This is a genomic window from Pelatocladus sp. BLCC-F211, assembly GCF_041928655.1.
Lineage (GTDB): Bacteria > Cyanobacteriota > Cyanobacteriia > Cyanobacteriales > Nostocaceae > Pelatocladus.
Genome location: NZ_JBHFLM010000243.1, coordinates 20,228 through 35,008, shown reverse-complemented (window position 1 = coordinate 35,008; position 14,781 = coordinate 20,228). Strand labels below are relative to the sequence as shown.

At 39.7% G+C, this 14,781-nt stretch carries 15 protein-coding genes and 1 pseudogene; 4 read left to right on the top strand and 12 right to left on the bottom strand.

Translation table 11 applies throughout. From position 1 onward, the window contains the following. Positions 1-141: 141 nt before the first annotated feature. A pseudogene (locus ACE1AT_RS29120) lies at positions 142-337 on the bottom strand (IS4 family transposase); the annotation flags it as partial. 221 nt (positions 338-558) lie between these two features. Between ACE1AT_RS29120 and ACE1AT_RS29115 the strand changes: the two are divergent. Beyond that, a complete protein-coding gene (locus tag ACE1AT_RS29115; RefSeq protein WP_374874627.1) occupies positions 559-939 on the top strand; it encodes a hypothetical protein in 381 nt (126 codons plus the stop codon). 102 nt (positions 940-1,041) lie between these two features. On the opposite strand, the gene thiL is transcribed toward ACE1AT_RS29115, so the two are convergent. After that, entirely contained in the window at positions 1,042-2,124 is a 1,083-nt protein-coding gene (thiL, locus tag ACE1AT_RS29110; RefSeq protein ID WP_374874626.1) for a thiamine-phosphate kinase, read from the bottom strand. A gap of 247 nt (positions 2,125-2,371) precedes the next feature. Between thiL and ACE1AT_RS29105 the strand changes: the two genes are divergently transcribed. After that, positions 2,372-4,633, top strand: a complete 2,262-nt coding sequence (locus ACE1AT_RS29105; RefSeq protein WP_374874625.1) for a DEAD/DEAH box helicase — start codon at positions 2,372-2,374, stop codon at positions 4,631-4,633. After that, positions 4,630-6,798 (top strand): pentapeptide repeat-containing protein, encoded by a 2,169-nt coding sequence (locus ACE1AT_RS29100; RefSeq protein WP_374874624.1) that lies wholly within the window; start codon positions 4,630-4,632, stop codon positions 6,796-6,798. Before ACE1AT_RS29105 ends, ACE1AT_RS29100 begins: the two co-directional genes overlap by 4 nt. 244 nt (positions 6,799-7,042) lie before the next feature. Here ACE1AT_RS29100 and ACE1AT_RS29095 read toward each other — a convergent pair whose 3' ends face one another. The 4 genes from ACE1AT_RS29095 to ACE1AT_RS29080 form a co-directional block, all read right to left on the bottom strand. Continuing rightward, complete coding sequence (locus ACE1AT_RS29095; RefSeq protein ID WP_374874623.1) at positions 7,043-7,654, bottom strand: hypothetical protein; 612 nt, start codon at positions 7,652-7,654, stop codon at positions 7,043-7,045. Further along, positions 7,647-8,780 carry an AAA family ATPase gene (locus ACE1AT_RS29090; protein ID WP_374874622.1) on the bottom strand — a complete coding sequence of 378 codons (1,134 nt, stop codon included), beginning with the start codon at positions 8,778-8,780 and terminating at the stop codon, positions 7,647-7,649. Before ACE1AT_RS29090 ends, ACE1AT_RS29095 begins: the two co-directional genes overlap by 8 nt. Before the next feature lie 25 nt (positions 8,781-8,805). After that, positions 8,806-9,000, bottom strand: coding sequence for a hypothetical protein (locus ACE1AT_RS29085; RefSeq protein ID WP_374874621.1), 195 nt, complete (start codon positions 8,998-9,000; stop codon positions 8,806-8,808). 119 nt (positions 9,001-9,119) lie between these two features. Further along, entirely contained in the window at positions 9,120-9,338 is a 219-nt protein-coding gene (locus ACE1AT_RS29080) for an RNA chaperone Hfq (protein ID WP_374874620.1), read from the bottom strand. 104 nt (positions 9,339-9,442) lie between these two features. On the opposite strand from ACE1AT_RS29080, the gene dapF reads away from it, so the two are divergent. Continuing rightward, the gene (gene dapF / locus ACE1AT_RS29075) at positions 9,443-10,288 is read left to right on the top strand and encodes a diaminopimelate epimerase (RefSeq protein ID WP_374874630.1); all 846 of its coding nucleotides are present in this window, start codon (positions 9,443-9,445) and stop codon (positions 10,286-10,288) included. 90 nt (positions 10,289-10,378) lie between these two features. Here the strand turns inward: dapF and ACE1AT_RS29070 are convergent, their stop codons facing one another. The 6 genes from ACE1AT_RS29070 to ACE1AT_RS29045 all read right to left on the bottom strand — a co-directional run bounded on the left by ACE1AT_RS29070 (position 10,379) and on the right by ACE1AT_RS29045 (position 14,582). Further along, a complete protein-coding gene (locus ACE1AT_RS29070) occupies positions 10,379-10,957 on the bottom strand; it encodes a hypothetical protein (RefSeq protein WP_374874619.1) in 579 nt (192 codons plus the stop codon). Positions 10,958-11,143: 186 nt separating this feature from the next. Then, complete coding sequence (locus ACE1AT_RS29065; protein ID WP_374874618.1) at positions 11,144-11,338, bottom strand: DUF2949 domain-containing protein; 195 nt, start codon at positions 11,336-11,338, stop codon at positions 11,144-11,146. Between the two features lie 298 nt (positions 11,339-11,636). Beyond that, a complete protein-coding gene (locus ACE1AT_RS29060; protein WP_374874617.1) occupies positions 11,637-12,125 on the bottom strand; it encodes a hypothetical protein in 489 nt (162 codons plus the stop codon). Positions 12,126-12,242: 117 nt separating this feature from the next. Then, entirely contained in the window at positions 12,243-12,800 is a 558-nt protein-coding gene (locus ACE1AT_RS29055; protein WP_374874616.1) for a peroxiredoxin, read from the bottom strand. A gap of 38 nt (positions 12,801-12,838) precedes the next feature. Continuing rightward, the gene (gene sipA / locus ACE1AT_RS29050) at positions 12,839-13,084 is read right to left on the bottom strand and encodes a regulatory protein SipA (RefSeq protein ID WP_374874615.1); all 246 of its coding nucleotides are present in this window, start codon (positions 13,082-13,084) and stop codon (positions 12,839-12,841) included. Between the two features lie 259 nt (positions 13,085-13,343). Continuing rightward, positions 13,344-14,582: a hypothetical protein gene (locus ACE1AT_RS29045; RefSeq protein ID WP_374874629.1), complete on the bottom strand. Its 1,239-nt coding sequence runs from the start codon at positions 14,580-14,582 to the stop codon at positions 13,344-13,346. Positions 14,583-14,781: the final 199 nt, after the last annotated feature.

The window sequence follows — 14,781 nt, the reverse complement described above, 5'->3', positions numbered from 1 at the left end:
GTGAATAAGTAAGCGCAACGCCTGTATCGCATCGGTAGCAGGTCTGAGCGTCTAGAGGCATCTTGACAATGCCCATTTGGATTCGGCTGTTGCTGAATCTGATGCGAGAATCTGCGTCTCTTCAGAGCGCAGAGTGTCAACTAAATCCTGATTTTCTTTTGCAGCGAAGTACTTAACTGGGTCTATGGCTTTGCCCTTGTCATAGGCGACGCTAAAATAGTATAAACTGTGACAAACCATCTCGCGTATAAATGCGGTCAAAAGGTAGAGATAGTTCCGAAGCTATCGCGTCTTCCAGCTCTACTAAAACATCATAAAAAAGCCAAGTTGTCCAGACTTATAATTTGACACCATTACACATCTCCAAAATAGTAATATTCTGTACTAAAAGAACATGAAAAAGCTTTTTTGACACAGAAACATGAGCGACATACTGAACCACATTAAAGAAAATCCTAAAGAAACACAGCGTTCAATTGGTCTGGAGTCTGAACAGTACTCAAATCTCACGCTATCACGCCCCTAGCTGTTCTACTTCACTGTTAGAAAACTGTTGGAGTGCGATCGCTCTACTTTTTGTGTAGATTTGAAGCTGTAGGACAAGCTTGCTTGCTTTTGGATATGTCAATCCGGGAAATGCTGCATAATTATTACGCTGGCATGGCAGCTTACGACCACTGCCACCCACCTAGTATTACCTCACAGTGGCAAGCATTTAAGAGTGAGGTGCTAGAATTCATGGAAAATCCCAGCACATCTGAAGCATGGGACATTTTACATTCATTCGGGAGATTGTTGTGGAAAGTAACGGGAATACCACTGCAACTATTAGCTTTGCCTACTGTCTATAAGCACAGCCAACGCTACGCTCATCATGGTTGCATTCGTAGCGCTCGTAACTGTGAGGGGAAATGCTGCGTTAACACAACTGAACATTAAGCCTTAAAAGCGGTTAATTTTCTGATGTAAAAGTGGTTTAAAATAACAGTGATTAGAAGAATTTTTGGCACTGATGACCAACCACTAACTATCAACTACCAACTATTGACCAAAATGCTGAAATCCCTGACTGAGACTCAAAACTTGGTTGGGGATTTCTTTTTTTTGGTCTTGTAGTACTACACTTGAGCCGTTTGTAATTTCTCCGACAACAGCAGCACCTTGACCAAGCAGTTGTACTAATTTATCAGCAGGCTGTTTGGGTAAACACAAGACTAATTCAAAATCTTCTCCACCGTAGAGGCTATACTGTAGAGCTTGTTCTTTGGTCAGCCAGCGCTCAAATACTTGTGGAATAGGTATTTGTGTACGTTCTACAACAGCACCAACTTTACTAGCACGGCAAATTTGTACTATTGCATCTGCTAAACCGTCGCTGCTATCCATCCCGGATACCGGGAAGTGGGAAATAGGGGTGTAAGGGAGCCAGTGCGTTGCTTTGGTTCCCAAAGTTGTAGCACCTGGCGTGTGTGGGGGTGTAGGGCTGTAGGAAGAATCAAGAATTTGCCAAAGGATGGGTAAGACATCTAATCGGGGTTTTGGACGTTGGTGAGCGCGGATTAAAGCCTTCGTTTCCTCCTGGCTGAGGTTTTTTGCCTTTTCGGGATGCAAGAGCAATTCTAAGCCTGCTTGGGAAGCACCGTGAACACCAGTAACAACAATTGCATCTCCAACTTGAGCTTGATTACGGCGAATAATTCGCTGGGGGTAAGCTTGACCAAAAGCAGTAATCGCTATGGTAATTACTGGCGATCGCACAACATCACCACCCACAATCGGAGTATTGTATTGTTGCAAGCATTGTGTCATACCTGCATACATTTGTTCTACCCAACTCACAGCAACATCACCAGGTAGTCCCAATCCCACAGTAATTCCTAATGGGGAAGCACCCATTGCTGCAATATCCGACAAATTAGCAGCAGCAGCTCGCCAACCAACATCTTCTGCTGAAGTTGTAATCTCACTAAAGTGAATTTTATCAACTAAAACATCGGTAGTAACTACTACAGATTGCTCCGGTTCAGTAGCAATTACTGCTGCATCGTCCCCAATAATTTCTGCGGGACAGAAGCGCTGCAAAATTTGTAAAAGCCCTTGTTCGCCAATATCTTTAACTAGCATTCCCAATAGTTTCTCAAGCTTGCATAGATATTTCCAGGTTAGGATATAAATAGTCTAGAAATTCTCGAAATCAATCGGGATGGTTACAATACCAGCAACTAAGCGCCAAAAGATTGTATCGCGGACTTTGCCAGAATTAGCGATCGCTCCTGAAAAAATATTTGTTGCAGGTAATCTCTAAATAAACACAGGTGTAGGGGTGTAGGGATATACTTGATCAAAATTTTGAGTATTCAAACTTGTATTAATGCCACAACAAATACATGTAGACGAAAATAATCTACACATCTTTTCCCGGCTTGCACCATTTATTCAAGAATATATTTACAATCACAACTGGACGGAATTACGTCCGGTTCAAATTGCAGCATGTCAAGCAATTTTTGATACGGATGCTCATTTATTAATTGCTGCTGCTACAGCTGCTGGAAAAACAGAAGCAGCGTTTTTGCCAGTTTTAACTTTATTACATGAAAATCCGTCTAGTACAATTGGTGCATTATATATTGGGCCAATTAAAGCTTTAATTAATGATCAATTTGAACGTCTGAATGGTTTACTCAAAGAAGCAGATATTCCTGTATGGTATTGGCATGGTGATGTTTCTCAAAGTCATAAAAAGCAACTTCTCAAAAAGCCTTTAGGGATTTTACAAATTACACCAGAATCTTTGGAAAGTTTATTAATTAATAAATATCATGACCTGATGCGTTTGTTTGGTGACTTACGATTTGTTGTCATTGATGAAATTCATGCTTTTATGGGTACGGAAAGGGGTTGTCAGATTCTTTGTCAATTGGCTCGGTTAGAACATTTGACGCAAAAGCAACCCCGAAGAATTGGTTTGTCGGCAACTCTTGGTGATTATGCACTGGCTGAGGAGTGGTTATCTTCTGGGAGCAAAAGATTAGTTATTACGCCAAGGATTGAGGGTGGAAATAGGCAGGTTAGATTGGCTTTGGAGCATTTTTATTTTGGTGATGATGATGGGGTTGTTGATATAACGAACCACAAAGTACACAAAGTTCGCAAAGGAAGGAAAGAAGGTGAGTTAGTGGGAGGAGAGAGTGGTTATGAGAGATATATTTTTAATTTGAGTAAGAATCGTAAGTGTTTGATTTTTGCTAATAATAAATCACAAACTGAAGCGGTGATTGGAACTTTACGAAAAATTGCGGCTCAGGAAGGAGAAGCGGATATATATCATGTACATCATGGTAGTATATCTGCTCGCTTGCGACAAGTTGCAGAAAGTGCGATGCGGGAAGCAAATCGACCTGCGGTGACTGCTGCAACTTTGACTTTAGAATTAGGTATTGATATTGGTTATCTTGAGCGGGTGATTCAGTTGGAAGCACCGCTTTCTGTAGCGAGTTTTTTACAACGTTTGGGACGTACAGGTAGAAGAGGTGAAGCTGCTGATATGCGCTTTATTTGTGCTGAAGAGGAATTATTATCAGAAGCACTTCTACCGGAACAAATTCCTTGGCAATTGTTGCAGTGTATTGCGATTATTCAACTTTATTTAGAGGAAAAATGGATTGAACCGATTAAGCCTTTGAGATATCCATTTAGTTTGTTGTATCACCAAACTATGAGTATTTTAGTAGCAGTTGGGGAAATTTCGCCAGTGCTTCTTGCTCAAAAAGTTTTGGGTTTACCTGTGTTTGCTGCTGTTTCTAAAGATGATTTTAAGTTATTATTGCGCTATTTAATTGATATCGATCATCTGCAATTGACTGAGCAAGGTAAACTCATTTTAGGTTTGACTGGTGAAAGGGTGGTGGGTAAATTTCAATTTTATGCTGTCTTCCCAGATAATGAAGAATTTGCTGTGAAGCAAGGAGCCACAGAAATTGGTAGTATATCTATGCCGCCACCTGTAGGTAATCAGTTTGCTTTGGCTGGGAGAACGTGGGAAGTTGTAGAAGTTGATTTTAAAAAGAAGATTATTTTAGTCAAACAGGTTGAAGGTCAAGCAAGTATTTTTTGGCGGGGTGGCGGTGGTATGATTCATACACGTATTCTCCAAAGAATGCGACAAGTTTTGATTGAAGATATTGAATATCCTTATTTACAAATTAATGCGGTTCAACGTTTACGATTGGTTCGCGAACTCACACGCAATTCTGGTTTAGATCAAAAAAATATTTTACTCTTGGCTAAAGATAAGTGTTGCATTTTTCCTTGGATGGGTACCATCGCTTACCGAACTTTGGAAAGGTTGCTGAATATGTTTTGTCGTGAATCTCTGGGAATTAAAAGTATTGGTGGTGTGAATCCGTATTATCTGACTGTTAAATTAGACAAAACAAAGGTTAATTCTCTATATCCAGAAATTATTTCTTTATGTGAGCAAAGAATTACAGCTGAGAATTTATTGAGTGATGCGGAAGCGCCAGAAATTCAAAAGTATGACAAGTTTATTCCCCATGCACTTTTACGAAAAGCTTTTGCAAGTGATCATTTAGATATGGAAGAATTGAGACAGCAAGTGGAGTTGTGGTGAATAAATTTTGTATCGCTTTGATTAGTTTGTTGACGCTGCTGCTGTTTTCATTTCCCCAAAGCGCTTTTGCACAAGCAGAACGCACACCCTTAACTTTAGAACTGTTGCAAGAAAGATTGCGTACACCAACTGTCCGTGAAGGAAATTTATCAGTAGATTTACGACAGATGGTGATTGATTTGCGCCCAGAAAACGCAGCTTTCCGTGATGCTTTTTATCAAATGCTGCGAAAAGAATTACAAAAAACAGGTTCCAAACCCTTGGGATTAGACTTGAGTAATTCTTTGATTCAAGGAGATTTTGTTGGTAGTGATTTGGGTTTAAGAACCCCTCTTTACGCGCAAGCGATCGCACCAATTTTCACTGCTGCTGAACAAGAACAACTCGAACGCTTACGAGAAGTTTGCTTACAATCACTGACTGTTGCTTTACCGAGTTCTAAAGATTGTCGATCGCTTTTAGCAACTCCGGCTACAGCATCCAGCGAAATCAGTGTTTTCCGTGGTTCGCTAGTTTTAGAAAAAACTCATTTTACTGGTACAGTCCAGTTTAATAATACATTTTTTCTGCAATCTGTCAATGCTCAAGGTGCTATTTTTAACCAACTAGCCAATTGGCAAGAAACACGTTTCAGTCGTTCTGCTAGCTTTAACAATGCGACTTTTCGACGGGAAAGTCAATGGCAAAACAGCGTATTCTTTGATAAATCTAATTTCAAACAAACGCAATTTCAAGAAAACGCATTTTTTCAAGAAAGCTTTTTTGAGGATACCACCAATTTTAACCAAGCCAATTTTAAACAATTGGCTAAATTTAATCGTGTCCAGTGGCAAAATAATGTAGATTTTTCTGGAGTACGTTTTATTAATTCGGCACAGTTTACCAAAACTATTTTCAATCAGTTTCTATTCTTAACAGAAGCAACTTTTGAGCAAGCAGTCACTTTTCGAGAAGCACAGTTTAATCAACCCGTGAATCTGCGGGGTGCTAGCATTCTCAACCAAGCCGATTTTAGTGATGCTGGCTTTGCTAAAACTGCTTTTTTAAATGTATCTGGACTAGCTTTTAACTCAAATCAAGCTAAAATATTAGGAAATTCTGGTCAAATTGGTGAGAAGTTATTTGTAAATACACTGCAAGGGAATCAAAACGTCTTGCGGAATTTAGGACAAAATTTCCGCCAGTTGCAGCAAATTGCTGATGCGAATCAAATCGAATATACAAAACAGCAACTTAGACTAGCAGAATTAACTCGTCGTTTGCTTACGATCAATATTAATGATGCTTCGCAAACTAGTTTAATTAAAATAGGTTTCTCTCCAACTCAAGCAGAAGCGATCGCCCATCGTCGATTAACTAAACCGTTTCGTAATACAAGTGAATTACTTACTCTTGCTGATATTGATTTAGAAACCTACACCAAACTCAGTTCACAAATAGTAGTTGGGGAACCATTGTTTTTGGGTGGGTGGTTACTATTAGCTTGGAATTGGCTGACATTAAGTTTACTACTACTACTTTCTGGTTACGGTACAGATTTTCGCTTAGTCTTTGGTGTCGGAACGATCGCGATCGCCTATTTTGGTTTATTATTTTGGCTGATAGATCGGCTGCGTCGTCTGTATCCTAACGTCATTATTCCGACAATTGACGAAAGTATATGGATGTTGACAAGTTTTAGTGTCTTAACACTGTTGGGACTATTGGCGATTCTTCGCAGTGCTGAACAACCCTGGTTGACACTCGCGTGTCTTGTGATCATTATTGTTCCCGTACCAGTAATTTTATTATTGCGACTATATCAACAAGGACGCTATCACGACTTAATGGACACTTCCTACTTCACAGAAGATGGGAGTATGCGACAGTTAAGATTATTAATTGGACGCTTACCCGTGATTCCCAGGTATGAAGTATTTCGCGATCGCTACATGCCATTATTATGGGATCGTCATTGGAATTGGCTGAACTACTACGACTTTAGTCTCAACAATCTTTTGAGATTAGGTTTTAACGACGTTCGCTTGCGAGACAAACACCTCCCCGGTATCATCTCCACATTAGCTTGGTATCAGTGGAGCCTGGGAATACTTTACATCACCCTCCTGTTGTGGACACTATCTCGCACCATTCCAGGGTTGAATTTGTTGATTTATTTAAAGTAGCTATTGAGGAAGCGATCGCTTGATATCAAATCGTCCAATCTTCTGTTAGCTAATTCGTCACTATCATAAGCTTCTTTTTTTACTCAGACAAAATAATTGGAGCCAATCGTTGCTCCACTTCACAGATATAATCCTTCAAATTTGTATGAACCCCTCTTTCACGTAAAATTTCTAAACTTGTATCTTCCCAGCATAGCCGTTCGCGTTCCATATCTTTGCTCGTTAGCAACTCGACCACTACTTTTTAATTTCTAAGTCGCTCAGGTTCTTTAAATGAAGTAGCACATAGTCTGTGTGACTCGATGCAAGGATCAAAATTTAATTGGGTTTTGATTGTTTCTAGATTATTTTCTTCCTCTTGATTAGATGGAATAAACCCATTCAAAACCCATGCTTCACGTTTTGGGTTAGCTGTACCAATAACAATTTCTAGTAGAGATTGTTGATTAATATGTTGTGAACGTGCTTGCTCAAGTCCTTCTCTACGCTCTGGTTGATTATCTAAATCACGTATCAAAATAATAGCTTTAATCTGTCGTCTTCTTTGAAGAAAACGTACTAAATGAAGAATTTTTATAGATGCTGCTCCATCGGCTTTTAAAGGTACACTGTTACTATCATGACCCAGAAATCTTGAAGGTTTATATTTGAATTGCTCTTTTGCATCATTAATGATTTTTATAATGTCCCTCCAGCAGGAATACTCTGTCCCTGACAGCAAACCACTCCACTTAAAATAATACTGAATACTTTCATCATCTAACCAATCGATTTTTTCCCTCAAAACGCGCTCGGCTAATTTAGTAGCAGTTCGTGCATCTGCGCCACTTTCCACAATTACAATAAACTCAATCACAAACTTCTCCTGCAACAACCCAATCTTCACCCTCAGCATCCCAAAATTCACCAGTTGTTAAAGTTTGTTTTGCCCATTCTACATCAGGATGTTCATCTAAACGTTTGGAGATTGTAAAGCCTGAATTACTGTTATTTAATATATGTACTTGAGAAGGAATAAGCTCATCAATAATATATGGAGAGTGGGTAGAGAAAATAATTTGCAGATTTTTATTATCTTGAATAATTTCCTTAAAAACAGTCATCAACTCACGTTGTGCTTTTGGATGAAGCCCTTGTTCTATATCATCTAAAAACACTAAATTAGGTTGACTAGGGTTGTTCAACACAGTTAACAAACCTAGAGTTAGCATTGTTCCTTCACTAATTGCATGGGCTGGAATACGCTCACCCGTATTCATGTCAAGTATAACTTCTTGCCCTGTCATTTCCTGACTTTCTTCATAGGAAATAGACTTACCATCAACTTCGATTAAACGTTTACGAATCACTGGAACCTTTGCTCGCTTTATTCCTATTTTGCGTACATTTGGCACAATCCTACTCAACATTTCTTCTAATAATTGAAATTTGTCTGGAGCTTCATCACGCAAAAAATCTAAAGTGGGTGCTAGTCCTGAACCATCGAATTCAACTCTCGGTGTGACTTCATCACTATAAGCTGCTTTGGCAAGATTACTTGCAACTAATTTCAGGTAAACAGCGTATTTTAAAGAATAACGGATTGCATCTGGAGATCCACTTAAAGAATTTGACCACCCTTCCAAACTATTTTCCTTTTCATCTATCTTCCATGATGCTGTTGGATGCCAAGAATCATTTTTTTGCTGCCTCCAACTATAAGAAGCTTGCCAATTCTGTGGTTTGTTATATCCCCAAAAACCATTTGCAGTAACAGACATATCTTTTTTGCCGATTGTTGTCAGAAACTGAGGTAATCTGTCATACTGAAATATCTTTGCAAATGATGAATCAGCAAGCCTGCTTAAATAATGCAAGCCTTGTAATACTGATGTTTTTCCAGCACTATTTTTTCCTACAAGTCCATGTAATCGGGAACTATCAAAACTAAATTCTGTAGATTGGTGGCTTTTGAAATTATGAAGTATTACCCTTTCTAGCATTTGATTGCTGACATCCTTTACCTAATTAATCAAGTTTGTCGTAATCATCTGGTTCTACATCAGGAACTTTAGTTAAAACTTGTTGAAATTTTTCCCAACTACCGCGTTGAGCTTTTTCTTGTAAGTAATCTTTGGTCATCCAGGCGGAGATTTGTGCAGATAGAGCAACTGCTACAAGTTGTTCTATTGAAATATTTTCTTTTGTTGCTAAAGCTTCCATTTGTTTGTACAAAGACTCAGGAATTTGGACGCTTAAGGTTAGTCATGCGATTTGATACGTTTTCATTGATTTTACACGGTTGCATCCAGGAATTGCTCTTGGCTAACAAGTTGACTTGGCTAATTACTCAAAGGCTTCAAATAAGCGATCGCCTGCTTCCAAATCATCACCTGTTGACTGGTATCATCCACAAGACACACACTGTATTGATCTTGCCAAATTACTCTTCCGATCAATATATCACCCGTCAGCAACTTAATCTCAGTCGCTACTGCTTGTTTAATCAGGTTTTGTAATTGGCGAGTGCTGGGTAAAGAAGTGTCAAATTCGGTAATCATAATTTAATAGTCAATGGTCAATGGTCAATGGTCAACAGTTATGACTATGGACTCTGGACTATTGACCAATGACAAAACACAAATATAGTTCATGGATTTTGGGAATGGCAATAGAATTTACTAAGTATCACGGTTTGGGTAACGATTTCATTTTGATAGATAATCGCTCTGATTCAGAGCCTGTAATCACTCCAGAACAAGCAGTGCAGTTGTGCGATCGCCATTTTGGTATTGGTGCTGATGGTGTTATTTTTGCCTTGCCAAGTGAAAATAATACTGATTACACAATGCGGATTTTTAATTCCGATGGTTCCGAACCCGAAATGTGTGGTAATGGTATTCGTTGTTTAGCTGCGTTTTTGGCTGAATTAGAGGGTGACTCACGTCAGAGTAATCAATATCGGATTCATACCCTCGCTGGTGTAATTACACCCGAACTGATGTCCGATGGACAAGTAAAAGTTGATATGGGTATCCCCAGATTACTTGCTGGCGAGATTCCTACTACTTTATGTCCTGCTGATGAGAAAGTTATTAACCAACCCTTGGAAGTAGCAGGAAAAACTTGGGATGTCACCTGTGTCAGCATGGGTAATCCCCATTGCATAACTTTTGTTGAAGACGTCGCAGCAATTCCCCTAGAGAATATTGGCCCGCAGTTTGAACATCACGCAGTTTTTCCCCAACGAACAAATACTGAATTTATTCAAGTTGTCCGCCGAGATTATCTAAAAATGCGCGTTTGGGAACGTGGTGCGGGGATTACTTTAGCTTGTGGTACAGGTGCTTGTGCTTCTTTAGTAGCTGGAGTGCTAACAGAAAGATGCGATCGCACTGCAATTGTAGAATTACCTGGAGGTTGTTTGCAAATTGCTTGGTCAGAAATTGATCAACGAATTTATATGACAGGCCCAGCAGAACAAGTCTTTCAAGGAAAGTTAAAAATTTAGTCAGATGAGTTTTTCTTAGTGTCTTAGTGTCTTTGTGGTGAAATAATTATTTTTGAAACACAAAGGCACTAAGACACTAAGAGGAATGGTTTAATCTGGGAAAGCTAAACCAGTTCTTGGATCGCGAATATACAACCCTAGTGTGACACTACGCATCACTTCATCCCAAATGGGTGTTAGCTGTTCTGCTTGATCTGCCCAATAATCGAATGTAATCAAGCATTGAACATTTGACCCCAAACCAATGCAAGTCCGCGAAAAAGCTTCTCGTGGTTCTTCCTGGGTGTCGATAAACTTAATTTCTGCCCACATAATTCTGGCTGTTTGGCGTTTGACAGTAACAATTTCTCCCTTCGCAATGACGTTGCGTTCGTCGTTGTCTATAATTTTCTTTAAAGTGGGTTTGAGTGGAAACAGACTCCAATCATTGGGGGGGAGGTAATTAAATGAGACTTCTAAGCAACAATCATCGTTAGGTGGTTTTTTATCGAGGAACTTGAACGATTTTTCTTGTGGCTCCAAAACCCAATTTTGGGGAACATTAAAGCGAACAGCTCCCCTACCTGCAACAAAAATTTTGTAGCCAGATGGAGATTCCCAGTGATGATCGGGTTTTAGTTCAAGCGTTTCTTTAATCCATTGAAGATTGCTTTTTTTACGCTTTGCCATAGTGTGTTTGCAAAATCTGCTCCAGAGGTGCGATCGCCCACTTTAGTTAATGGTATCAAATTCATAGTAGGGTGCGTTTTTGCAAAACACAATGGCAGGTTACAGCTATAAATCGGTAGACGCATAATTTGGTAATTTGTCCGTCAAAATTCCCAGACGTTTTTGTGTTTTCATCGTGGCTTAACCTCAAACATTCCGCTGCAACCAGTCAAAAATACGATCCAGCTGGTTCAATGTTACCAGTCCGTATTGCCACAGAATTATTGGTAACAAATTTGGAGTCTGTTCAGGGTGTCGTAATGCTAACTGTAGGTCAGCGTTAGGAATTGCTAAATCTTCTTGCAAAAAGTTAAGAAATTGTGCAAGTCTTCTCGGTTCCATATTCGCCACCTATCCTTACGGCAATATGTTGAGGTTATGTTTATTAAATCGATTTTTGCGCTCTAACATCCCTTAAGTTTGCAAGAGCTGCTGTCTATGTTCTTTACTTAACTTTATAGATTTCTCAGTTTGAGTGATTTTTACTTTGAGAAAATAATATCAGTAACAGCGAGGTGTGTAAACTATGTTGTTATTAGCATGGATAAAATATACTAAGACACATGCTTTAGTCCTGGTTCGAGAAAAAACCTTGAACCTGGTTTCACAATCAAATTAGTTTAGTTGGGATGACGCGAATTTATTTCTTACCTGATTTTCGAGGTTTGTTAATCGGACGCATTGCCTCTCGACCTAGAATAAACATGCCGGTTACACCTAAGCAAACAAACCAAACATATTGATGCCAATATTTCCCGATCTGCTCAATTGGACTTAATTGTGAGTACAGAGTATTGAGGTAAAGTAGCAGCAAAACAGTCATCAGCGCTCCAAATCCAACAAAACTTAACCCAATCCGCATCCGTAGAGGCCGTAGTTCCCAATCGCTGATCGTCTCTAAGTCGATTTCTGCTAATTCATGTAATGATTCTTCTGCTACCGAAGAGGCAATTTGTAAGTTATCTCCTAACTTTGGTGGCAGTATTGGTACTAATGTTGCCACTGTTGGACGCCGCAGTAAAGCCTCAGTATCTCTGAGTAATTCCAACGGTTTACGGGTGATAGTGGGCTGAGAAAAATTTAAGTTTTGTGTATTATCTTTAAGATTTACTTCGCTTTTAAAATTCATAGTTATTAGTCCAGAATAACTAATGATCAATGACTCTTACTAATAAGTCTAAAGCTAATTATCAATAACTATTGGTTGCTGTGTAGAGACGCGATATATCGCGTCTCTAGTTGAGGGCTACAAGGTGGTTTGTTGCAATTCCTCTAATCTGGCTAGTACTTCTTGGCTATGAATGGCTGGATTAACTTTGACAAAAGTCTCTCGCACAATACCCTGGGGATCGATAATAAATGTATGACGCACAGAAATAAAGCTCATCCAGGAACCGTAAGCTTTGCTAACTGCGCCTGTTGTATCTGCCAATAGAGGAAATTTTAGTCCTTCGGAATCACAAAATTCGGCATGAGAATTTATATCGTCCGCACTAATACCAATTACTTGTGCATTTTTTTCCAGATATTTGGGTAAATCTTGCTGAAACCGACGGGCCTCTATAGTACAACCTGGGGTGAAGTCTTTGGGATAAAAGTAAAGAACTACCCATTGACCACGATAATCAGAAAGAGAAATTTTACCTTCGCCAGAGTTGGTTGGTAAAGAAAACTCTGGAGCAGGTTGGTTAATAGCGGGAAGTTTTCCGCCCAAGGCGTTAGCTACTGGGACAAAATTTAACCAACTAATGAGTGTAAAACAACTAGCGAATAATATAGTTAAAAAATGGCGGCGAGAAGTCATTGTGCTGACCAGAATCACAACTTAACACAAGTTTACAATTACTCGTCGCTATTCTCAGCTTCGCTAGCTTCTACACTTTCAATATATTGGCTTTCCATCAGAAAAGCCCCCTTACTGAAACGGACACCCCAGTATCCAGCAGGACGACGATCCAGTACCACACCTTCTTCGCCAATACGAATCACATCAGGCGGACGTAACATAGGCATAGGATCGGCTGTTTTAACGTAGGGGGGTAAGGCGATAACGCGGACTTTGCTACCTATGGGAAATTCTTGAGACATGATCTAAATAATGAATTATCAATGGTGAATTATGAAAAAGCATAGTTCATCATTCATCATTGTTGGAGCGATCGCATAAATTTACAATTAATAATAATTCTCCCTTGTCCACGCCACTTGCTACAACGCTCTTAACCCGCAAGGGCGCAGTGGCTCCCCTTGTCCCCTTCTTCTTCTTCCCAATTTTTAATTTTTAATTTTTAATTTTTAATTGTTTTCTCCCCTCCCCTTTGTGAGGTGAGGAGGGTTAGAGGTATTTTCAGCGATAAGCTACTTGCGGGCCAGGCCAGACTTCTTTGACTTTTTCACCAAAAGTTACTGCTTTATCTGTGTCTGTGGCTATAGCTGTACTACCATCGTTAGAAACTGCCAATACAGGCCATTCTTCTTCGCCCATTTCACCACTACGGAATAGAATTTTATTAGGTTGGGTTTTACTCCAGCCTAAGAGTACGGCAATTTTTTCATGTTCTTGCTCATCATAAGCAGGAGAGATGGTGTTAATGCGATCGCTTTGTCGATCCCAAATTACCGCTCTGTCTGTAGCGTCAGACGTATTAAATACAGCTTCAAATTTGCGTGCTAGGAAGCGATCGCCTTTTTCTGACCAACTGACGGGAACTAATACCCCAATTGTCCCTTCACCATTTGCATCATGAGAAACTTTGGCATTGATTAAAGTATCCATGTTGCGAGAGGTGGAAGATACCACCCGCAATTTCCCAGTTTGTCTGTCTTCTAAGAACAAAACGCTGCTGACACGGCTGTTATAGAGTTCTGGTTTTACTTCTAATTGGACACGGCTGTAAGCAGCATATCTACCATCTGGAGAAACTACAGGTAGACTGCGATAATAGCGTACTCCAGAACCGTTTTTAGAACTAACAGTTTGATGTGTAGTCATGATCCAATTCCAAGGAATTGGATGCGGACTGGCGATTGGATCTTGCTGTTGTTGTTGTGCTTGCTCAGATTGTTCAACTACAGGTAATTCTTTGTACTGTGGAGTTACTATCGTAGCTGCTTGAGGTGATGGACTATTAGACTGATCCATCGATAGATAAATTTTATCGCCCTCTAAAGACTGTAGTTTTGCAGCCTTTAACTTTTCCACTAAACTGATTTGACTAGTAGACAGTCCTCCAGATACAGAATCCGGTTGCACTTTTGCTGGTGCGAGTTCTACCGCCGCCAATGAGTCGTTATCAGGTATTTCGATCACCGATAGAGAATCACCTTCTACTGCCCAAGAATCTACTTTATCGACTATTAATATTTGCGGTTCAGCAGTAGCTATAGACACTTGTAAGGATTGGTGTTTGCCTGCCAAAGAGTCAATATTAGCTAGTTTTGATACTTGATTCTGACTAGAGATATTTCTAGCATCTGTTTGCGTAGAAGCAGATGCTAACTCCGTCATCATCGAAGTACTTTTAGCTGTTTGTGATTGCGCTGAGGAAGAGTGACTAGATGCATCCACTAGGGGCGCGATCAGCATCAAGACGACAACATACTTGAAGAATGGTTGTACGCGAAACCATCCTGACAGCAAAAGATGTTTAAGCATTGGTTGACTCTACTAGAGGGCGGTTGCTGTGTGAGAAGTGACGCCAGTATAGTTATGGAGCAGACTTTCGATTATATGTATAACAGGAAACTAACTGTATTCACTAGATAAATCACTAAAATTTGCCATA